This window comes from Acrocarpospora phusangensis (assembly GCF_016862995.1).
Taxonomy (GTDB): Bacteria; Actinomycetota; Actinomycetes; order Streptosporangiales; family Streptosporangiaceae; genus Acrocarpospora; species Acrocarpospora phusangensis.
Genome location: NZ_BOOA01000060.1, coordinates 26,107 through 49,227, shown reverse-complemented (window position 1 = coordinate 49,227; position 23,121 = coordinate 26,107). Strand labels below are relative to the sequence as shown.

Sequence of the window (23,121 nt, the reverse complement as noted above, 5' to 3'; positions counted from 1 at the left end):
AAGGGCTCGATGAGATTCCACTGCTCACCGGTCAGGTCCGAGAAGTACCCCCGTCGCCGCGCCACTGGTCCACGGTGGACCTTTCCACGCCCTCAACACGTCAATACGCGGACTACGATCAACTCCTCAAATACGTTCTTAATTCCTACGATCAGCTACTGCCATTCACCTGGTTGATTAATGACATATTCCGAGCTGGTCTGGTGGCGGTGACGCCACCAGACCAAGCACACGAATCCACCCCCGGCTGAGCGCTCCAATCAGAACGGACCGATCACCAGGCTCTCGCCGTTATCCGACGCCGTTCACGGCTGGTGACGCTGTTCACCGCACCGGCGCCAGGAGGAGCCGGTCCATTCTGCTAGAGCCTCTTTAGAACCCCAAACACAATGAAGCCGATCACGCTTGGCGCCGGTGCGGCGAGCAGCGTCACCTGCGTTAACGGCGCCGGATAACGGCGAGAGGCCGGTGCCTCGGATCATTCTGTTAGGCGCTCTTGGTGGCCTTAAACAGAAGGAACCTGTCGCCCCTTGGCGCCGGTGCGGCGAGAAGTTGCACCTGCGTTGACGGCGCCGACTTACGGCGAGAAGCGGCGACCTTGGGTCATTCTGTTAGGCAGTTCAAGGTCCGTAGGTGCCCTTGAGAATCAGGAGTCGATCAAGCTCTTGGGGCGGAGGTCGGTCCAGTTGGTTTCGATGTAGTCGAGGCAGTCCTGGCGTCCGCCCGGGCCGTGGACGACCTTCCAGCCAGCCGGGACGTCCACGAATTCGGGCCACAGGCTGTGCTGGCCCTCGTCGTTGACAAGGACGGTGTAGATGCCGTCGGGGTCCTCAAAGGGGTTGCTGCTCATGCGATATGTCCTTCCTTGTTGTTGTGAGCTATTTCGGTGTGGTTCACCAAGGCTTCGAGAGCCCGGAACCAGGATTGGGCGAGGTTGTCGACCGCCTCTTCGGAGAGCAGGCGGGAGGCGTACGTCCAGGTGACGGTGAGTTCCGGGCCGGCTGGCCGGTCCTCGGTGACAGCGCTGACGGTGAGCGCGTGGGACATCGGCAGGCGGGGGTCGTCGCCGAGTTCGACATGCTCGGGAGCCCAGGACCAGTCGGTCGCTTCGGGCAGCCCGAATCGGCCGAGGTAGTTGAACTGGATCGACGGCTGGGGCAGGCGGGCCAGTTCGGGTCCGGCCGCCGGATTGAGATGGCGAAGCAGACCATGCCCGATACCTTCGGACGGGAGTGCGGCGGAAGCGTCCCTGATCTGGGCGACCACCTGGTCGATGGGGAGTTCGTGAGCTGGCTCCAGCCGGATGGGCACCACGCTGGTGAACCATCCGACAGTGCTCGACAGGTCGGCGTCCCCGGTCCGGCCGTGCGCCTCCAAGTCGACCAGAACGTCCTGATCGTCCTGTCTCTCCGCGATCGCCCGCGCAAGCGCCGCCAGCAGGACGTCGTTGATGCTTGCGCGGAGCGCAGCCGGAACCCGGGTGAGCAGAGGCTCCGTCCATCGGGGGGGCAGCGTCAGGGAGACGTGTCGAGCGGTCTCCGCGACATCCCGCACGGGATCCAGCGTCAGACGCCCACCTGCAAGGTCTGCCAGCCTGACCGCATCCCTGCCGCCCAGCGAATCCGCATCTGCGAACTCGATCGCCGCATCTGATCCAAGGGACGACTCCGAAGATTCATCCGCCTCGCCTTCTCTACTGCCCGAGGCATCCGCGTCGGCGAACCGCGTCGAACCGTTGGCCTTAAGTGAGCCGAGGAACCGCTCCACCGGCTCGCCCGTATCGCCGGAGACCATTTCGTGGTTGATGGCCGTCGCGCCGCCGGACGCGACAAGTTCCCCGGCCAGCACGGATTTCCAGAGAGCCAACTCGTCGACGGTGGCCGGGTCGGTGGCACGTTCGACGAGATGCTGCGACCAGTGGGCGAACGGCGTCCCAGCGGGTTCCAGCGCCCTGCCTTCCCACGCGGCCACCATGTCCGGCAGAAGGATGCGCCAGGAGACTCCGTCCACGGCGAAATGGTGGATGAGCAGGAGGAGCCGCCCTGGCCGGTTCTCGCCGGCGTCGAACCAGACGGCTCGGACCATGTCTCCGGTGCCGGAGTTCAACGCCGCCCTGGCCTGCTCCGCGTGCATGTGGATCACGTCGGCGGTTATGTCTGCGCAGGGAACCCTGGTGAGCCAGGTGGCCGCGTTCGTGGTCTCGGGTACGCGCAGCGACCACGTGCCCGACCTGTCGAGACGGGCTCGGAGCATGTCGTGACGGTCGGCTAGAGCCTGCAGGATCGCGACCAGACGTGACTCGTCCAGGTCTGGCGGGGTCTGCAGCAGAGCGGACTGGTGGTAACCGTCGATCGGTCCGCCCCGCTCACGCAGCGCGTGCATGATCGGTGTCAGGGGTACGGTCTGCTCCTGTTCCCGGGTGGCGACAGCGGCGAGCGAGGCGACCGAGCGATGCCGGAAGACCTCCCTCGGAGTAATCCGGAACCCGGCTGACTTCGCCCGGCTGACCAGGCGCATGGCGACGATGCTGTCTCCGCCCTGCGCGAAGAAGTCGTCGTCGGCACCGATCCCGGGAAGGCCGAGCACGTCGGCGAAGATCGCGGCCAGGGCTCGCTCGGTTTCTCCTTCAGGCGCGCGCCCGGACACGCTGAAGTCCGGCGCCGGAAGCGCGTTGCGGTCGAGTTTGCCGTTGGGCAGCAGTGGCAGGCTGTCCAACACCACGACCGCGGCAGGAACCATGTAGTCCGGGAGGACAGCGGCAGTCATCGCCCGCAGCTGCGCCGCGTGGGCGACGTCCGTCGTCGCCTGTTCCTCGGCGAGGACCACATAAGCAACCAGATGCCGCACGCCTGGGCGGTCTTCGCGGGCGACAACCACCGCTTGGGCAACCGACTCGGACCGATCAAGGACCGCTTCGATCTCGGCCGGTTCGATGCGGAAGCCGCGAATCTTGAGCTGGTCGTCCGCTCGGCCGCCGAATTCGAGGTGCCCGTCCGCGTTCCATCGGGCCAGGTCTCCGGTCCGGTACATGCGGTGGCCGGCCGGGCCATACGGATCAGCGATGAAGCGTTCGGCGGTCATACCCGGACGTCCGAGATAACCGCGGGCCAGGCCAGGGCCGGACAGGTACAGTTCGCCGGTCACGCCGGGGGGCACGGGCCGGAGTCCGGCGTCCAGCACGTACGCCCGGGTGTTGCCGACCGGGCGGCCGACCGTGGGGCGGTCGCTGTCGGACACGCGGGCGATCAGGGCGTCCACGGTGGCCTCGGTCGGGCCGTACAGGTTGACGGCCTCGGTGGAGTGGAGAGCGGCCAATTCCGACCAGAGCGAGTCAGGTACGGCTTCGCCGCCGACGCCGACGACCGCGAGGGGACATTCCCCGTCCTGGAACAGCCCCGCTTCGGCCATCTGCGCGAGGAAGGACGGAGTGACCTCGATGAAGTCGAGTCCTTCCGCGCGGATGGCGGCGGCGAGCAGATCGGGGTCGCGGCGGGTCTCGTCGTCCATGACGTGGATGGCGTGCCCGTCGAGGAGCCAGAGCTGCGGCTGCCAGGAGGCGTCGAAGGAGAACGACCAGGCGTGGCCGACCCGCAGGTGGCGCCGACCGGTGTTGCGCTTGGCGACGTCGTGGAGCATGCGGCGATGGCTGTGGAAGAGATTGACCACACCGCCATGGCTGATGACGACGCCCTTGGGCTTACCGGTGGACCCCGACGTGTAGATCACGTACGCGGGGTGCCGGGGCTCGAGCGCGACGGCGGGCTTGCCCTCCGGAGCGGAGACCACAGCCCGGCCCAGACCGTGGATCAGGGGTCCGCCGTGCACGCCTCCCGGAGCGGAGGTCACGGATTCCCGCAGGTCCGAGTCTGCCGGGACGGCCAGAAGCGGATCCGCGGCCCGTCCCCCGTTGATGACGCTCTCGATCGTGTCGAGACGGATCTGCGGAACATCGGCCGGAAGCTCGGTGTCCGCTGTGGTGAGCGCCAGCAGCGGACGGGCGTCGTCGAGCATGTCCCGGACGCGACCGTCCGGGAGGTCCGCGTCGACAGGCAGGTAGGCGGCACCCGATTTGAGCACGGCCAGGATGGCGAGGATGTAGTCGGCGGTGCGCGGCAGCGAGAGGGCGATGATCCTTTCCGGTCCCGCACCGTGTTCGACCAGCAGTCCGGCCAGCCGGTTCGCCCGTTCGTCGAGTTCGGCGAACGTCCATGTGGTCGTGCCCGCCACGACGGCGATCGCGTCCGGTGTCGCCGCGACCTGCGCCTCGAAGATCTCGGGGATGGTGGCGGCCTCGCCGGGAATGGCGGTGTCGTTCCAGTTCTCCAGGATGGTTCTCCTGTCCTCGGGCGTGAGGATGTCGATCCGCCCGACCGGCCGGCCGGGATCGGCGGCCATCGCCTCGAAGACGCGAACCATGGCGGCGCCCATACGTTCGGCCGTGGCGTGGTCGAACAGGTCGGGCCGGTACTCGGCGGTCAGCGACAGCCTCTCCCCCGGCTCGACCGCCCAGGTGAACGGGTAGTGCGTCGAGTCATGATGATCGAGAACGGTCAGCCGCAACCCTTCCTCCGGCCCGCCGTCGTCCGGATAGGACTCGAAGACCATGAGTGTGTCGAAGAGCTCGCCCAGCCCAGCCTGGCGCTGAATGTCGGCGAGACCGAGATGCTGGTGCTCGATGAGCGTGGACTGCTCGTCCTGGATCCTCCCGAGGAATGCGCCGACGGGCTCCCGGTCGCTGATCCGGACCCGGACCGGCACCGTGTTGATGAACAGCCCGATCATCGCCTCGGCTCCTGGCAGCTCCGGCGGCCGTCCGGCCACGGTCGCGCCGAACACGACGTCGTCCCGTCCGGTGAACCGCGAGAGCACGACCCCCCACGCGCCCTGAACGAGCGTGTTGAGCGTGACGCCATGGCTCCGGGCCAACGCGGTCAGAGCATCAGTGAGCTCGCCCGTGAGCAGAGTGGTGATCGTCTCGGGCACGGCCGGCACCCGGTTGGGGTCGGCTGGCACCAGATGCGTGGGCCCGTCCAGCCCGTCGAGCGCCCGCGCCCAGGCCGCCTTGGAAGCGTCGGCCTCCTGCCGCGCGAGCCAGCCGAGATAGTCCCGGTACGGCGGTACGGCAGCCGGCCGGTTCCCGGCGTACAGGTCGGCAAGTTCCCGCATGAGCGGCGGCAGCGACCAACCGTCCAGCAGAACATGCTGATGCGAGAAGACCAGGCGGTGGCGTTCCGGCCCAACGCGGGCCAGGAGCATCCGCAGCAGTGGCGGTGCCTCCGGACGGAACCGGCGGCGCTCCTGCTCCAGGTAGCCGTCCCAGCCCTCGTCGGACTGGGACAGATCGACATACCGCCACGGCAGAGTGACCTCACGCGGAATGACGGCGACGGCCCGCCCGGTGGACAGGTACCGGAATCCGGCCCGCAGGTTCTCATGCCGGTCGAGCAACTCCTGACCAGCCGCCCGCAGCCTTTCGGCGTCCAACGGACCTTCGATGTCGTACGAAACCTGAACGTTGTACACGTCCGGTCCCGCGTCCATAGAGGCGTGGAACAGCAACCCCGCCTGCAGAGGCGAGACCGGCAGGACATCCGCTCCCACCGGGATCTCGGCCTGCTCCTCGGCGGAGAGCCGGACCAGCGGCGCGTCGTCCCCCAGACGGTCGTCGCCGCCGAAGACAGTCGAGGCAGCGACCCGCGCCAGAGCGGCGGCCGTCCGATGGCGGAAGACGTCCCGGGGCGTGATCGTGAGCCCGGCCGCCCGCATCCGGCTGACCAGCTGCATGGCGACGATGCTGTCCCCGCCGAGCGCGAAGAAGTCGTCCGTCACGCCGACCCGCTCCAGCCCGAGCATGCCGGCGATCAGCTCGACCATCAGCCCCTCGCGCGCGGTGGCCGGCTTCGCATCGCCCACCTCGGCGGCGAAGTCCACTGCGGGAAGCGCCTTGCGGTCGAGTTTCCCGTTCGGCGTCACCGGCAGGGCGTCGACCGTGACGAAAGCGGCCGGAACCATGTACTCGGGCACAGCGGCGGCGACATGTGCCCGCAGGTCCGCCGAAACTGGAGCGTCCGGCGCGGCACCGGAAGCACGCGCCCCAGTCGCGGGCACGACGTAGGCGATCAGGCGCTGGTCGCGGACGATGACAGTGGCGTGGGCGACCGATTCGTGCCGGGTCAGTACGGCCTCGATCTCGCCCAGTTCTATGCGGAATCCGCGGATCTTGACTTGGTCGTCGGCACGGCCGAGGAAGTCGAGCGAGCCGTCCGGGTTCCAGCGGGCAAGGTCGCCGGTCCGGTACATCCGGGTTCCAGCGGGACCGTACGGATCGGCGACGAAGCGCTCAGCGGTGAGGCCGGGACGTGCCAGATAACCGCGTGCCAGCTGAACGCCTGCCAGGTAGAGCTCGCCGGTCGCTCCCGGCGGAACCGGCCGGAGGCCGGCGTCCAGCACGTACGCCTGGGTGTTCCAGACCGGCCGCCCGATGGGGACGGTGTCGGAACCGGGGTGGATCTCGATGGCGGTCACGTCCACGGACGCCTCGGTCGGCCCGTACAGATTGTGCAGTCTGGCGTCCAGCACCTGGTGGAACCTCGTGGCGAGGCTCGCCGGGAGGGCCTCTCCGCTGCACATCACCTGCCGGAGGGTCGTGCATCCCGTCGCGGTGGCTTCGTCCAGGAATGCGCGGAGCATCGGCGGGACGAAGTGGATCGTCGTGACTCCTTCGGCCTGGATGAGCCCGGCCAGGTAGGCGGGGTCACGATGGCCGTCGGGCCGGGCGACGACCAGTGCCGCACCCGTGATCAACGGCCAGAAGAACTCCCACACGGACACGTCGAAGCTGGACGGCGTCTTCTGCATGACCCGGTCCTGGGTCGTCAGACCGTACGTGTCCTGCATCCAGAGCAGCCGGTTCACGATGCCGTCGTGCGGGACTACGACGCCCTTGGGACGGCCTGTCGACCCCGAGGTGTAGATGACGTACGCGGGATGCCGCGGGTCGTACCGCTCCGGCAGATCACCCAGCGGCCCGGAGGGGATGCCGTCGCGGAGCACGCAGACGGGTTCCGCGTCCCGCAGCATGAACTCCAGTCGCTCCTGCGGGTAGCCGGGGTCGAGCGGCAGGTACGCCGCACCCGCCCGATGGGCTGCCAGGAGGGCGACGACGAGGTCCACCGATCGGGGCAGCGCCACGGCGACCACACGCTCCGGGCCTGCGCCCATCCCCGCGAGCACCCGAGCAGCTGTCTCCACGCGATCGTCGAGCTCCGCGTAGGTGAGCCGCTGGTCCTCGAAGACGAGGGCGAGCGCGTCCGGCGTCCGGGCCACCTGCGCCCGGAACAGTTCGGGCAGGGTCGTCGCGGGCACCGGCTGGGCGGTGTCGTTCCATTCCGACAGCACGAGCTCGCGTTCGTCGTCACCGAGGACGTCCAAGTCACGAACGGGGAGGTCCGGCTCGGCGGCGACCTGCACCAGCACTCTCACCAGCCGCCGCGCCATCCGCTCGACGGTCTCCTCGTCGAACAGGTCGGCGCTGAACTCGATCCAGCCTTCCAGCGCGTCGCCGCGCTCGATGAAGTCGAAGCTGAGGTCGAACTTGGCCGTCTCCTGGCCGAGCGGCTCCGGCTCGACCGCCAGTCCTGGCAGGTCGAGTGTGCCGTCCTGGTCGGTCAGGTAGACGACCATCACCTGGAAGAGCGGATGCCTGGCCAGCGACCGGGCCGGGTTGATCGCCTCCACCAGCCGCTCGAACGGCAGGTCCTGATGCTCGTACGCGGCCAGGTCGGTCTCCCGGACCCGTCCGAGCAGTTCGGCGAACGTGGGCGTGCCGGACACGTCGGTACGCAGCACGAGGGAGTTGACGAAGAATCCGACCAGGTCTTCCAGCTTCTCGTCGCCCCGCCCGGAGATCGGCGTGCCGAGCGGGATGTCGTCGCCCGCGCCGAGGCGGTGCAGCAGGGCGGCCACGGCGGCTTGGGCGACCATGAACATGCTGACCCCGTGTGCCCGGGCCAGCCGGCGCAGTTCATGCGCCAGTTCCGGTTCGACGGTGAGCCCGACCGCGCCTCCGCGGTTGCTGCCCTCGTCGGGCCGTGGCCGGTCCGCGGGCAGCGGCAGCTCGTCCGGAAGCCCGGCGAGCGCCTGCCGCCAGTAGCCGAGCTGCTCGGCCTCGCTGAGCTCCAGTGTGTCGCGGTGCCACTGGCTGTAGTCGGCGTACTGCACCGGCAGCGGCGCCCAATCCGGCGCCCGGCCTTCGCTCCGCGCCCGGTACGCCTCGGCGAGATCCCGCCGCAGCGGCCGGTCGGACCACTCGTCGGCCGCGATGTGGTGCACGACCAGCAGCAGCACGTGCTCCTGCGGTCCGACCTGGAACACCGACGCCCGGATGGGCGCTTCGCGGTCGAGTTCGAAGCCGATTCCGGCAGCGGCGGCGAGCCTGGCCGCCAGGTCGTTCTCCGCCACCTCCTCCACGTTCAGGCCGATCCGCGCCCGCTCGGGAGTGAGCACGAGCTGGTACGCCTGCCCGTCCCGATCCGGGAACACCGTGCGCAGGCTCTCATGCCGCGCCACCAGATCCTTAAGCGCGGCGTCGAGCGCGGCCAAGTCCAGCTCCCCCGACAGCCGCCAGGCCATCGGGATGTTGTACGTCGCGACCGGCCCTTCCAGCCGATGCAGCACCCACAACCGCTGCTGGGCGAACGACAGCGCCGGGAACTCGGGCCGTACCTCGAGTGGAGCGGGCGCCGGCCTGACGTGGCCGCCGGGCCGGAGCCGGAGGGCGAGCCGTTCCGGGGTCGGCGCCTCGAAGATCTCGCGCAGCGACACCTCCGCTCCGAGGACCGTCCGGATCCGGCTGACCAGCCGCATCGCCAGCAGCGAATGGCCGCCAAGGGCGAAGAAGTCCTCTTCGACCCCGATGTGCTCCGCGCCGAGCACGGCGGCGAACAGCTCGCACATGATCTCTTCGCGGGCATCCCTGGGACGCCGGCCGGCTGGAGCGGCGGACGAGTCCGGCGCGGGCAGCGCACCCCGGTCCAGCTTCCCGCTGATCGACCGAGGGAGCGCGGCGAGTTCGACGAATGCTCCCGGCACCAGGTGCTCGGGCACGCGCGCCGCCACGTACTCGCGCAGCGCGGTCGCGTCGATGCGGCCGCCGACGACGTACGCGACAAGTCGCCGTACGCCGGGCGTGTCCTCGCGGACGACGACAGCGGTCTGCGCGACGTCGGGGTGGCCGCGCAGGACGGCCTCGATCTCCCCGGGTTCGATCCGGAAGCCGCGGAGTTTGACCTGGTCGTCGGCCCTGCCGAGGAAGTCGAGAGAGCCGTCGGAGCGGCGGCGCACCAGGTCGCCGGTGCGGTAGAGACGTCCGCCCGGCTCGCCGAACGGGTCGGCCACGAATCGCTCCGCGGTCAGCCCGGGACGGCCGAGGTAGCCGCGCGCGAGTCCTTCACCGGACAGGTACAGCTCACCGGGGACTCCAGCCGGAACCGGCTGCAAGGTGGCGTCCAGGACGTGGGCCCGGGTGTTGGCGATCGGGGCGGCCCATTGCCGGGGCCCGTGCCAGCCGTAGGCGTCGACCGCACACTCCGTCGGGCCGTACAGGTCGTGGACGACCGTGTCCGGGAGGGCGCACAGGCGTGCCCAGAGTCCGGGCGACGTGGCTTCGCCGCCGACCGCCAGGACCTTCGGCAGGTAGCCGTCCAGGAATCCGTGGTGAATGAGTTCCTGCAGGTAGGTCGGGGTGAAGTCGACGAAGTCGATCTCGTGGTCGGCGATGTGGTCGAGCAGCGCGGCCGGGTCGGTCATGGTGCGTTCGTCCACGACGTGCAGTTCGTGACCGGCGAGAAGCCAGAGCAGCGGCTCCCATGATCCGTCGAAGCTGAACGACGCCGCGTGCAACGCCTTGAGCGTGCCGGGCCCGGCCGGGTCGATGAGATCGGTCCGATGGGACCCGAAGAGGTTGCTGAGGCCACGATGTGTCCCCACGACGCCCTTGGGCTTACCGGTCGAACCCGACGTGTAGATGACGTACGCGGCGGAGTCCGGCGGCACGGATACCGGCTTGAGCCTTCCGGCGGGCTCAAGGTCATCGAGGGTGACCGCGCCTGGCAGATCCAGGTCCCCCCTGGTCAGCACGCATGCCGCACCCGTGTCGTCCAGCATGTAACGCAGGCGGTCCGCCGGATACGCGGGGTCCAACGGGAGATACGCGGCACCCGCGGCGAGCACGCCGAGAATGGCCGGAACCATCTCCGACCTGGGCAATGCCAGGCCGACCACGTCCTCGGACCCGATCCCCCGTCGTTTGAGCATGGCGGCGATGCTGGCAGCCCGCACCGACAGTTCCGCGAAGGTCATCTGCCCGTCGCCGGTGACGAGAGCCGTCTGATGGGGTTTGTTCCAGACGGCCTCAGCGAACAATTCCGGCACACTGCGCTGCTCGATCGGCCGCTCGGTGTCGTTCCAGCTGTTCAGACGCTCGGCCTCGGTGAGAACCGAGAACCGGCTGATGGGAGTTCCATCTTCTTCGGCGAGAAGCCCGAGCAGAGTCACCGCACGTTCCGCGAGCGCCTGCGCGGTGCCGGAATCGCACCGCTCGGTGGCGTATTCCAGCAGCAGGGTGATTTCGGAGACCTGGTCGACGAACGTGAAGTCCAGGTCGAATTTGGCGGTCTCGATCCGGGTGGGCCACCACTCGGTGTCGAGGCCGAGCACGTCGGGGTCGCCGTCCGGGCGGTAGTGATAGCCCAGCATCACCTGGAATAGCGGGTTACGCCCGGGTACGCGCGGCGGGTTGATCGTCTCGACCAGACGCTCGAACGGCAGGTCCTGATGCTCGAAAGCGGCCAGATCCGCGTCCCTGACCCGGGCCACCAGCTGGGCGAACGTCGGATCGCCGGACACGTCGGCGCGCAGGACCAGCGTGTTGACGAAGAAGCCGACCAGGTCGTCCAGGTTCTCGTCGGTCCGGCCGGCGATGGGCGCTCCGAGGGGAATGTCGTCGCCCGCGCCCATCCGGTGCAGGAGCGCGGCGACGCCCGCCTGGAGCACCATGAACATGCTCGTCCCGGTTTCGGCGCAAAGCTCCCGCAACGCGCGGGCTGTGGCGGCGGGTACCTGCGCCCGCACCAGCCCACCGCGTCCGTCCGGCTCCGCCGACCTGGGCCGATCCAGCGGCAGCGGGATCTCCTCCGGCAGCCCGGCCAGCGTCCGCGTCCAGAATCCCAGCTGCCGTTCGCCGTCCCGTACCAGCAGGTCGTCCTGCCAAAGCGTGTAGTCCGCGTACTGGACCGGCAGCGGCGCCCAGCCCGGTTCGCCGCCGTTCTTCCTGGCCTGGTACGCGACGTCGAGATCCGCCAGGAACGGCCGATCCGACCATTCATCGGTGGCGATGTGGTGCAGCACGATCGCGACCACGTGGTCGTCGGCCGCGACCCGGAACACATCCGCCCGGACCGGCACCTCCCGGGCCAGGTCGAACGGCCGCTGGACCGATTCCCGCACCCGTTCGTCCAGCAGTTCCAGCGGGCTGTCCAGCACCGCGAAGCCCGGCTCGCCGGTCGAGATCACCTGGTACGGCTCGCCCTCGTGTTCCCCGAAGACCGTCCGCAGCGCCTCATGCCTCTGGGCGACGTCGGCCAGGGCCTGCCGTAACGCGGCCAGGTCGAGGTCCCCGCGAAGCCGTACGACAAGGGGGAAGTGGTAGGCGTCGCCGCCGCTGAGACGCTCGGCGAGCCACAGACGGCGCTGCGCCGCCGAAACCGGGATGCGCTCCGGCCGCTCGGCGACCGCCGTCACGGGCGGACGCGCGGGCTTGTCCGCGTCGGCGCGTTCGGCCAGCAGCGCGGGCGTCGGCGCCTCGAACAGGTCACGGATGGCCAGCTCGGCGCCGAGTTCGGCCCTGGCCCGGCTGATCAGCCTAGTCGCGAGCAGCGAATGCCCGCCGAGGTCGAAGAAGCTGTCCTCGGCTCCCGCGGACGGAAGCGCGAGAACCTCCGCGAAGAGCCGGCAGAGCACTTCCTCTCGCGGGGTGCGCGGTCCGCGCCCGTTCGACGCCGCGACCGGCTCCGCGTCCGGCAGCGCCGCGACGTCGAGCTTGCCGTTGTCGTTCATCGGAAGCCGGTCGAGCACGACGAAAGCGCCCGGAACCATGTAGTCGGGCAGTTCCCGCCGCAGTTCCTCCCGGACCCTGGCCACCAGACCGCCGGCCTGACGGCCTGCCACGGGGGCGTTCGCGTAGGGTGCGATGCCGCCTCCCGGCCGATACAGCCCCGAAGTGACGCGGACTTCGCCTCGAACGAAGACCGCCTCGAATCTGCCGGATTGGCCGGACCAGGTGGTAAGCACCTGATATCCCTCCGCGGCGGCGATTTCCCGGAGTTCCTGGGGCTCAACACCCGAGATGGCGACACCGCGCTCGGTACCAATCCGGCCATCCGGGACACCGGTCAGGCGCAGCGCGTTTCTGTCGGTGGCGGGGTGCACGATGTCCGCGTGTTCAACCAGCTCCGGGCGCCAGGCCCGCAGAAGCGCCGCCAGCTGACCGCGCCAGCGCGGGCGGTCCGGCGTCTCTGGGGAAACGTCCTGCGAGCCCTCCGCCGGTTCGTGGAGTTCGAGGAGGGTCTGCCAGTCGAAGGTGGGCTCGTCGCCGAGGCGGAGGTCGGGGGCGTCGTCGTAGAGGACGACGTCGTAGCGGTAGCGGGTGAGTTCGTTGTGGTGTTCGCCGCCCTTGGTGCGCAGGTCCACGGCGTGGCCGAGCGTGGTGAAGTAGTCGGGGTCGACCAGGAGTTCCTTCTCCAGCGCGAGACCGCGGTCGGCGGCGCGGCGGATCTGCTCCGGCGAGGTTCCCGGCGTCGCGCGGGTGAGCTGGATGGCCGTGTGGAAGGTGCGGGCCGAGCGCAGGTCGCGCACGTCGCCGACGAACAGGGCGCCGCCACGGGCCAGCAGCGGCATCGCACCCGAGATGACCTCGGTCAGGTGGTGGATGCTGGGGAAGTACTGGATGACCGAGTTGATGATGATCGTGTCGAAGTAGCCGACCGGCAGGCCGTCGGTGACGTTGGCGGGCTGGCAGCGCAGCGTGACCTTGGCGGCCAGTCCGGGGTCGCGGCGCAGGTCCTCGCCGATCTTGCGGATCACGGGAGCGGCCAGGTCCGTCGCCCAGTACGCCTCCGCCTCCGGAGCCAGCTGCGACAGGAGCAGGCCGGAGCCGACGCCGATCTCCAGGATGCGGCGGGGGCGCAGCTGCCTGATCCGGTTCACCGTCTGGGCCCGCCACTCCCGCATGTGGTCGAGCGGGATGGGCGTGCCGTCGTAGCTGCTGTCCCAGCCCGCGAAGTCCTCGGTGAAGACGGCGGTGCCGATCTGCTCGTACTCGTCGGAGTAGATCTCCTGCCATTCGCCGATCTGCGCGAGTTCGGCGGATTCCCGCTCGCCGGCGGTGGGCTCGGCGGGCACCAGGTAGGCGACCAGCCGCTGCCCGCCCGCCGGGTCGTCGCGGGCGATGACGGCGGCCTGGGCGACTCCCGTCCCGCGGGTGAGCACGGTCTCGATCTCGCCGGGTTCGACCCGGTGCCCGCGGATCTTCACCTGGTCGTCGGTACGGCCCAGGAAGTCGAGGTTGCCGTCCGGGCGGCGGCGGACCAGGTCGCCGGTGCGGTAGAGGCGTTCGCCCGGCCGGCCGTACGGGTCGGCGACGAAGCGTTCGGCGGTCAGGGCCGGGCGGCCGAGGTAGCCGCGGGCCAGGCCGATGCCCGCGATGTACAGCTCGCCGGGGACGCCGTCGGGGACCGGGCGCAGCCACGCGTCCAGGATGTGCGCGCGGGTGCCCCGGATGGGGCGGCCGACGGTGGAGGTGGCGCTGTCGTGGGTGCCGCCGCCGAGGGTGTTGATGGTGTATTCGGTGGGGCCGTACAGGTTGTAGCCGTAGGTGCCTTCGGTGTCGCGGAGGCGGCTCCAGACCGTCTCCGGCACGGCCTCGCCGCCGAGCAGCACGAGGGGCGGCAGGTGACCCTCCAGCAGCCCTTCCTCGATGAGCAGGTGGGCGTAGGTCGGGGTCACGTTGACGACGTCGACCCGGTGCTCCTCGCAGTAGGCGACCAGGGCCACGGCGTCGCGGCGGAGTTCTTCCCCGCAGACGTGCACCTCGTGTCCTTCGACCAGCCAGAGCAGTTCCTCCCACGACATGTCGAACGCGAACGACACGGTGTGCGCGATCCGCAGCCGCCGCCCGCCCGCCGACGCGACCGCCGGGTCGAAGATCTCCTTCTGGTGGTTGAGCTGCATGTTCGTCAGCCCTCGGTACGGCGTGACGACGCCCTTGGGCCGGCCGGTGGAACCGGAGGTGTAGATCACGTACGCGGGGTGTTCCAGGCTGAAGGCCGGGCGGTCGGCCTCCGTGATCGGCCCCGCGGGCAGCGCGGCGAGGTCGGCTTCGATCTCGTCGAGCAGCACGCGCGGCGTCTCGCCAGCCAGCCGCGCCGACACCTGGCTGGTCGACAGCAGGAACTCGGGCCGCGCGTCGGCAAGCATCGCGGCCAGCCGGTCGTCGGGGTAGTCCAGTTCGAGGGGCAGGTAGGCGGCTCCCGTGCGGAGCACGGCGAACAGGGCCGCGACCATGTCGATCGATCGCGGCAGGCCGAGCGCGACGATCCGCTCCGGCCCGGCGCCCTTGGCCAGCATCAGCCGGGCCAGCCGGTTGATCCTGGCGTCCAGTTCGGCGTAGGTGACCGTGCGTTCGCCGAAGACGAGCGCGAGCGCGTCCGGAGTGCGGACGGCCTGGGCCGCGAGCAGGTCCGCGATGGTCTCCTCGGGGACCGGCACTCGGCTGGGCTCCCATTCGAGTTCCAGCGCGGCCCGCTCCGCGGGGAGCAGCGGGTCGAGGCTGCCGACGGGTGCGTCCAGGTCGTCGGTCAGGCGTTCCAGCAGCAGGGCGAACCGGTCGAGCAGCGTCTGCGCCCGCGACTGGTCGATCAGGTCGGGGCGGTGGGTGAGGGTCACCCTGATCCGGCGGCCCGGCGTGACGATGAGATTGATCGGGTAGTGGGTGGCGTCCACGTTGGCGACGGCGGTCGCGCCGTACCGGTCGTGGAGTTCGGTGAGGCGGTCCTCGGTGTCGCCGTCGCGGAGCACGAAGAGGGTGTCGAACAGCCGCCGGTGCCCGGTCTCCGCCTGGAGCACGCCCAAGCCGAGGTATTCGTACGGCATCAGGGCCAGGCGTTCGCCCTGGATGCGGCGGAGCAGCCCGAGCACCGGTTCGGCCGGGTCGAAGGCGACGCGGGCCGGGACGGTGTTGAGGAACATGCCGATGACGTTCTCGACCTCGGGCACCTCGCTCGGGCGGCCCGCGACCGTGGTACCGAAGACCACGTCGGTGCGGCCGGTCGCGCTGGCGAGCACCAGTCCCCAGGCGGCGTTGAGCAGCGTGTTGAGGGTGAGGCCGTTGCCCCGGGTGGCCGCGCGCAGCCGGTCGGCGAGGGCGGCGGGCAGTTCGGCGTCGAGGCTCTCCGGGATGACGGGTTCCTTGCCCGCCTCCGCGAGCAGGGTGGGTTCGGCGAGGCCGTCGAGGGCGGCCCGCCAGGCCCGGGTGGCGAGGGTTGTGTCCTGTCCGGCCAGCCAGGTGAGGTAGTCGCGGTAGCTGCCCGGCGGGGGGAGGGTGCGGTCGTCGCCGGTCGCGTACAGGGCGAGGAGCTGGCCGAAGAAGAGCCAGGCCGACCAGCCGTCCCACAGCAGCAGGTGGCGTCCGACGACGAGCCGGTCGCCTCGGTCCTCGCCGAGGCGGATCAGGAGCAGGCGGAACAGCAGCGGGCGGGCCAGGTCGAACCGGCGGGTGCGCTCTTCGGCGATCACGTCGGCCATCCGGGCGTCGCGTTCGTCCGCGGGCAGGCCGGACAGGTCGACGACGTCCAGGGGGATCTCCGGGTCGGACACGATGAACTGCACCGGCTGGCGCAGTCCTTCGCTGGTGAATCCGGCGCGCAGGCTGGGGTTGCGGTCGAGCAGCGCGCGGACCGCGTGCCGCAGGCGGCCGATGTCGAGCGTGGTGGCGAAGTCGAAGGACTCGTGGACGGTGTAGACGTCCAGGGCGCCGTCGTCGTAGGTGGCGTGGAAGAACAGGCCCTCCTGGAGGGGGGCCAGCGGCCAGATGTCGTCCACCGCGCCGAGCCGGTGCACGCGCTCGATCTCCTCGGCGGTGAGCGCGAAGGTCTCGGCGGTGGGCGCGGTCTCCGTCACGATGGTGGCGGTCGCCGCGAGGGCGGCCGGAGTCCGGTGTTCGAAGACGTCGCGGGGGCTCAGGTCGAGTCCGGCGCGGCGGGCCCGGCTGGAGACGCCGATCGAGGTGATGCTGTCGCCGCCGAGCAGGAAGAAGTCGTCGTCGGCGCCGACCTCGGGGAGCTTCAGCACGGCGGCGAAGATCTCCGTGAGCAGGTGTTCGCGGGGGCTGCTCGGGGCCCGGCTTCCCGTACGCACGGCTCCGGGGGCTGGCAGGGCGTCGCGGTCGAGCTTTCCGCTCGGGCTCAGCGGCAGGTCGTCGAGACGCACGTACGCGGTGGGGACCATGGCCGGGGGAAGCGTGGCCTCCAGCGCCTGCCGCAGCGTGGTCTCGTCGGGCTGTGCGCCCGCGGCCGGGACCAGGTAGGCGACGAGGGACGAGCCGTGCACGGTCACGGCGGCGCGGGCGATCCCGGGCAGCCGGACCAGGGCCGCCTCGATCTCGCCGAGTTCGATGCGGTTGCCGCGCAGTTTGATCTGCCGGTCGGTGCGGCCCAGGTAGTCGATGGTGCCGTCGTCGCGGCGGCTGACCAGGTCGCCGGTGCGGTACATGCGGCTGCCGGGCTCGCCGTACGGGTCGGCGACGAAACGTTCCGCGGTCAGGCCGGGGCGGTCGTGGTAGCCGCGGGCGAGCTGGACGCCGCTGAGGTACAGCTCGCCGGGGACTCCGGCGGGGACGGGGCGCAGGCAGAGGTCCAGCACGCGGAGGCCGGTGTTCCAGACCGGTCGGCCGATCGGCACCACGGCGCCTTGCGGGTCCGCCGATACCTCGCAGGGGTGGTAGGTGACGTCCACGGCTGCTTCGGTCGGGCCGTACAGGTTGTGGAGTCGCACGCCGGTGAGGGTCATCCAGCGGGTGGCGGCGGAGTCGAGCAGGGCTTCGCCGCTGCTGAAGACGCGGCGGAGGCCGGCGGCCCAGCCCGGGTCGGAGGTGATCTCCTCGGCGGCGAGGAACGCCTCCAGCATCGACGGCACGAAGTGCATCGTGGTGACGCGCTCGTCGCGGATGAGTCCCGCCAGGTAGGCGGGGTCCTGGTGACCGCCCGGCTTGGCGAACACCACGGCCGCGCCTTCGCAGAGCGCCCAGAAGAACTCCCAGACGCTGACGTCGAACCCGGCCGGGGTCTTCTGCAGCACCCGGTCGTCGGCCTTGAGCGGGTATTCGCTCTGCATCCAGGCCAGGCGGTTGATGATCGCCCGGTGGGTGACGACGACGCCCTTCGGCCGGCCCGTCGATCCCGAGGTGTAGATCAGGTAGGCGGGATGGTCGGGTTTCGCCGCTTCAGGTTCGGCGAGTTCCGAAGCGATCGCCGCGGTTTCCGAGCCGATCGCGGGCTCTGTTTCGTTGTCGCCGGTTTCCCCGTCGAAACAGCCGCGGCAGTCGGGGATCTCCGATGCGACGTGTTCGAGGATGTCGGGGGTGTCGACGAGGAGGCGGGTGACGCCGGTGGTCTCCGGCAGGCGGGCCATCGCGGCCGAGGTGGTCACGACGGTCCGCGCGCCGGAGTCGGCGAGCATGTGGGCGACCCGGTCGGCGGGATAGTCGAGATCGAGGGGAAGGTAGGCCGCGCCGGCCTTGAGAACCCCGAGGAGGGCGACCATCAGTTCGGCCGATCGGGGGACGGCCACCGCGACGACCGTCTCGGGGAGGGCTCCGGTGGCACGCAGGTGGTGGGCGAGGGTTTCGGCGCGGGCGTCGAGGTCGGCGTAGGTGAGGTGCTCGCCCTCGTAGATCACGGCGGTCGCGTGGGGGGTTCTGGCCGCCTGCGCTTCGAATGCCGCCGCCAGCGTGGTCTCCGGGACGTCGGCGTGCGTCCCGGTGGGGTGCGCGGTGGCGAGTTCGTCGGCGGAGAGCAGGTCGAGGGCCGCCACCGTCTGCGCCGGATCCGTGGCGAGCGCGCGGAGGATGCGTACCAGGCGGTCGGCGACGGCGCGGGCCTCCTCTGGGGACAGACGCTGGGCGTGGTACTTGAGGGTGAAGCCGAGGCGGCGGCCCGGCTTGACGATGAGCGCCAGCGGGTAGTGCACGGTGTCGTGGAAGTCGTGGCCGGTGACCCGGACGCTTCCCGACAGGTCCGTGGGGCCGGTCTCGGACGGGTAGTTCTCGAAGACCAGGAGGGTGTCGAACAGGTCGCCGCCACCTCTGTGCCCGGCGAGCCGGTGGAGTTCGGCGAGGCCGAGGTGCTGGTGGTCCAGCAGGGCGGCCTGCTCGTCCTGGAGGCGTTCGAGCAGTTCGCCCAGGGTGGCGGCGGGACGCCACCGGAAGCGGGTGGGCAGGGTGTTGATGAACAGCCCGGCCATGGATTCGATGCCTTCGACTTCGGCGTCGCGGCCGGAGACCGTGGTGCCGAACACCACGTCCTCCCGGCCCGCGGTTCGGCCGACCAGCAGCCCCCACGCCGTCTGTACGGCGGTGCCGAGCGTCACGCCATATTCCCTGGCGCGGCCGGCCAGCCGGGCGGTGACATCCTCGCCCAGTTCCATCCGGATCTGGCCGGACACCGGGGCTCCGGCCACGATCGGGCTGGTGACCAGGCGGGTCGGCTCGTCGATCCCGGCGAGCGCGCCTGCCCAGGTCTCCCGCGCGGAATCCTTGTCCCGCTCCCCCAACCACCGCAGGTACGCCCGGTACGGCGTGACCTGCGGAAGTTCCGCGGCGTTCCCGTAGAGCGCCAGCAGTTCGCGGTGCAGGACCGGCAGCGACCAGCCGTCCGCGACGATGTGGTGGAAGGTCAGTACGAGGCGGCTCTCGTCGGGGCCGACCCGGACCAGGGCGAACCGGACGAGTGGGGGACAGCCCAGGTCGAACGGCGTCTCGCGTTCTTCCGCGACCACCGTCTCCACCGCGTCGAGCGATGCTCCCTCGACCTCGCGCCAGGGGACGTCCAGTCCGGCGGCGATGATCTGCACCGGCAGGCCGCCGGGCCGGAGCCGGAAACACGCGCGCAGCGGAGCGTGCCGGTCCAGCAGCGCCTGGGCGGCGCGCCGCAGCGCGGCACCGTCCACGGCACCGGTCAGGTCGATGACCTGCTGGACCACGTACGCGTCCGCGCCCGCGCCGTCGACCAGCGAGTGGAAGAAGAAGCCCTCCTGGAGCGGACTCAGGGGCAGCAGTTCCTCCACCGCCACCGGGTGCTCGCCCTGGACGCGTACGAGTTCGTCGTCCGGCAGTTCCACCAGCGGTTCGACGGTCTCTTCCGCTTCGTCCGTGTCCACCGCGACGGTGTCCACGGCGACCGAGGCCAGTGCGGCCACCGTGCGGTGCCGGAACACGTCCCGGGAGGTCAGCCGGAGCCCGGCCTCGCGGGCACCGACGAGCAGCCGGATGGCGGTGATGCTGTCTCCGCCGAGGGCGAAGAAGTCGTCGTCGATCGTGGCCGTGTCCACGGCCAGCACCTGGGCGTAAAGCCGGCACAGCAGTTCTTCGCGCGGGTCGCGCGGCGCCCGGCCGGAGCTCAGCGCGCCGTAGTCGGGGGCGGGCAGCGCGGACGCGTCGATCTTGCCGCTGGATGTGACGGGAATCCGGTCGATCGGGACGAACGCGGCCGGAACCATGTAGTCGGGCAGCCATTCCGCGGCGTGTGCCCGCAGGATCCTCATCAGGGCGGAGATGTCGCGGAATGGCGCAGGGGTGTTGGCCAGCGGGACGACGCCGCTGGGCCGGTAGAGGGTGAGCCCGTCGGTCTCAGCGGGCGTCTTGCTGAAGATCGCGTCGAGGCCGCCGTCGTCGGCGTGGCCGGTCCAGGTGAGAGTCAGCTGGTAGCCGAACCTGTCGGCGAGGGTGTGCAGGGTCTCGGGGTCGGCGCCCGGAAGGGTTATGGCCGATCGGCTGTCGTCCTGGACGGCGGCGAGGGCCGCCAGGTCGTCGGTCAGCCGAATGTTGGGAATGCCGGTCACACGCAGTCCGGCTGGAAGATCCGCGGTGAGGCGGGTTTCGAGGACGGAGAGACCGCCAAGCTCCGTCCAAGAGATTTCGGAGACTTGGGCCGACTCGGCGTCGGCGAACCGTCCCTTCTGCGCTGGAACGGCGCCGTTGACACGTCCGTCCAGTACGGACATGTCGTGACCCGGTCGTCCATCCAGCACGGAAGCCGCCGCGACGGCACGGAGGACAACGTCGTAGCGGTGGCGGGTGAGTTCGTTGTGGTGGCGGCCCCGCTTGATGCGGATGTCGGCGGTGAAGCCGGGGATGGTCGCGAAGTAGTCCGGGTCGAGGAGGAGTTCGCCCTCCCAGGCCGCCGACCGGTCGATCGCCGATCGCAGCGCCTGCTTGTCGGCGGTGGCTCCGGCGCGGCGGGACTCGACGGCGGCGCGCAGGCAGCGGAGCAGGCGGAGGTTGCGTACGTCGCCGATGAACAGGGCGCCGCCGGGGCTGAGCAGGGTGGCCGCCTGGCGGATGACGTCGGTCAGGTAGGCGGCGCTGGGGAAGTACTGGGCGACCGAGTTGATGACGATCGTGTCGAAACCGTACGGGAGGCCGGTGAGGTCGTGTGCGGGCTGGGCCCGGAGTTCGACCTTGTCCGCCAGACCGGGCGGCAGCTGGGCGCGCAGGGCGGCGACGGCCTCGGCGGAGAGGTCGGTGCCCCAGTAGGTGTCGCAGCCGGGGGCGATGCGGGACAGCAGGAGGCCGCTGCCGACACCGATCTCCAGCACGCGGCGGGGCCGCAGTTCGGTGATGCGGGCGACGGTGGCGTCACGCCATTCGCGCATCTCCTCGACGGGGATGGGGAGCCCGTCGTACATGCTGTTCCAGCCGGCGAAGTTCTCCTGGTAGTCCTCGGTCCCGGCCGCCTGGTAGAGCAGTTCGTGCAGGGCCTTCCAGGCGTCGACCTGGTCAGCCTCGTCGCCGGCGTGCAGGCTTGGCACGACGTACGCGGCAAGGCGGCGGTCGCCGGTGCGGTCCTCGCGGACCACGACGGCGGCCTGGTCGACGGCCGGGTGGGCGCGCAGCACGGACTCGATCTCGCCGGGCTCGATCCGGAAGCCGCGGATCTTCACCTGGGAGTCGGCCCGGCCGAGGAACTCCAGCCGTCCGTCCTGCCGCCAGCGGACCAGGTCGCCGGTCCGGTACAGCCGCTCCCCCGGGTCGCCGAAGGGGTCGGCGACGAATCGTTCCGCCGTCAGGCTGGGACGGCCGAGGTAACCGCGGGCCAGGCCCGCGCCACCCAGGTAGAGCTCTCCGGTGACGCCGGCGGGGACCGGGGTGAGCCGCGCGTCCAGCACGTACGCCCGGGTGCCCGGGTCGGGGATGCCGATGGGCACGATCGATCCCGGGGCGATGCCGGGGTCGCAGAGGCCGAGGGTGGAGTTGGTGGTGGCCTCGGTCGGGCCGTACGCGTTGAACATCATGCGGCCGCCGGCGTACCGGGCGACGAGTTCGGGCGAGACGCGTTCTGTTCCGGCGAGGAGGGTGGCCGTGGGCGGCAGTTGTACGCCGTCGGGCATGGCGTCGAGCAGGGCCGGGGGGAGGATCATGAACGTGATGTCGTTGGCGTTCGCGTAGTCGGCGAGCGGGGCTCCCGGGACGCGGCGTTCGGAGGGCACGACCACGAGGCGTCCGCCCGAGAGCAGGCCCAGGCAGAGGTCCCAGAAGGCGACGTCGAAACCGGGCGACGCGAACTGGAGCACCCGGCTGTCGGGGCCGATGCCGAAGCGTTCGCTCTGGGTGGCGACGAGTTTGGCGACGCCCGCGTGGGAGAGCACGACGCCCTTGGGGCGGCCGGTGGAACCCGAGGTGTAGATGACGTAGGCGGCGTTGCCGGTCCGCAGGGCGCCGCGGTCGGCTTCGGTGGGGTCGTGGGACGGGCGGTCGGCCAGTTCGCGCAGCGACTCCGGCGCGTCGAGGACCAGAACGGGCAGCCCGTCCGTGCCCGGCAGTTCGCCTGCCATCTCCGTGGTCGTGACCAGGCAGGCCGGGTTCGCGTCGGCGATCATGTAGGCGATGCGGTCCGCCGGATAGTCGGTGTCCAGCGGCAGGTACGCGGCTCCGGACTTCAGCACCGCGACCTCGGCCACGATCAGGTCGGCGGAGCGGGGTACGGCGAGGGCGACCACGCGCTCCGGCCCCGCTCCGCGCGCGATCAGCGCGTGCGCCAGCCGGTTGGCGCGCTCGTCGAGTTCCGCGTAGGTGAAGCGGGTCTCCTCGAAGACGAGGGCGATGGAGTCCGGCCGGGTCCGCACCTGCTCGGCGAACATCTCCGGCCAGGTGAGCGACGGCACCGAATGCGCGGTGTCGTTCCAGTCGTGCAGGATCCGCTGCCGTTCCTCGGGGGTCAGCAGTTCCAGCTCGCCGATCGCCACGTCCGGGCGGTCCTGCCCGTCGGCCAGCAGGCGCACGTAATGCCCCAGCATGTGCTCGACGGCGGACGCCTCGAACACATCCGGCCGGCACCGCGCCCGGACCTCGCCGGAGCCGATTTCCAACGGCACGGTCAGGACGCCGAGGCTCCGGCCTTCACTCTCGCCGGGCTTCAGAACAAGACCGGCGTCGGTATCACCCCACTCGGCATCACCTCGCTCGCCGTCCCGCCCCTCAGCCTCACGCCACTCGCCGTCCCGCTGCTCGCCCGCGCCCGGATCACCGGCACCGCGCTCACTGGCACCCCGCCCGCCGCCCGCGCCAGAGCCGAGACCCGGCGCGCTCGGAGACGCGGTTCTCCCCGCTTCGGCCACTTGGGCGAGCAGGTCGGCGAAGGTCGTCTCCGGCTTAACGCGCAGGTGAATGGGCATCCCACCGTGGTCGATCGTGAGGTCGGTGCCGCCGCCGTATCGATGCAGCAAGACCGCGTACGCCGCCAGTGCCTCGTCCCGATTCGAGGGGCGGATGAGCTGCCGACGCCAGGACTCCAT

3 protein-coding genes are annotated in these 23,121 nt (G+C 70.5%); 1 reads left to right on the top strand and 2 read right to left on the bottom strand.

Annotated elements, in window-relative coordinates:
- Window positions 1-251, top strand: a 251-nt coding sequence (locus tag Aph01nite_RS29640; RefSeq protein WP_204044319.1) for a hypothetical protein, incomplete at its 5' end; no start/stop codon positions are given.
- Between the two features lie 395 nt (window positions 252-646).
- Here Aph01nite_RS29640 and Aph01nite_RS29635 read toward each other — a convergent pair.
- Entirely contained in the window at window positions 647-850 is a 204-nt protein-coding gene (locus Aph01nite_RS29635) for an MbtH family protein (RefSeq protein ID WP_204044318.1), read from the bottom strand.
- A complete protein-coding gene (locus tag Aph01nite_RS29630) occupies window positions 847-23,121 on the bottom strand; it encodes a non-ribosomal peptide synthase/polyketide synthase (RefSeq protein WP_275419310.1) in 22,275 nt (7,424 codons plus the stop codon). The genes Aph01nite_RS29635 and Aph01nite_RS29630 overlap by 4 nt, the downstream gene beginning before the upstream one ends.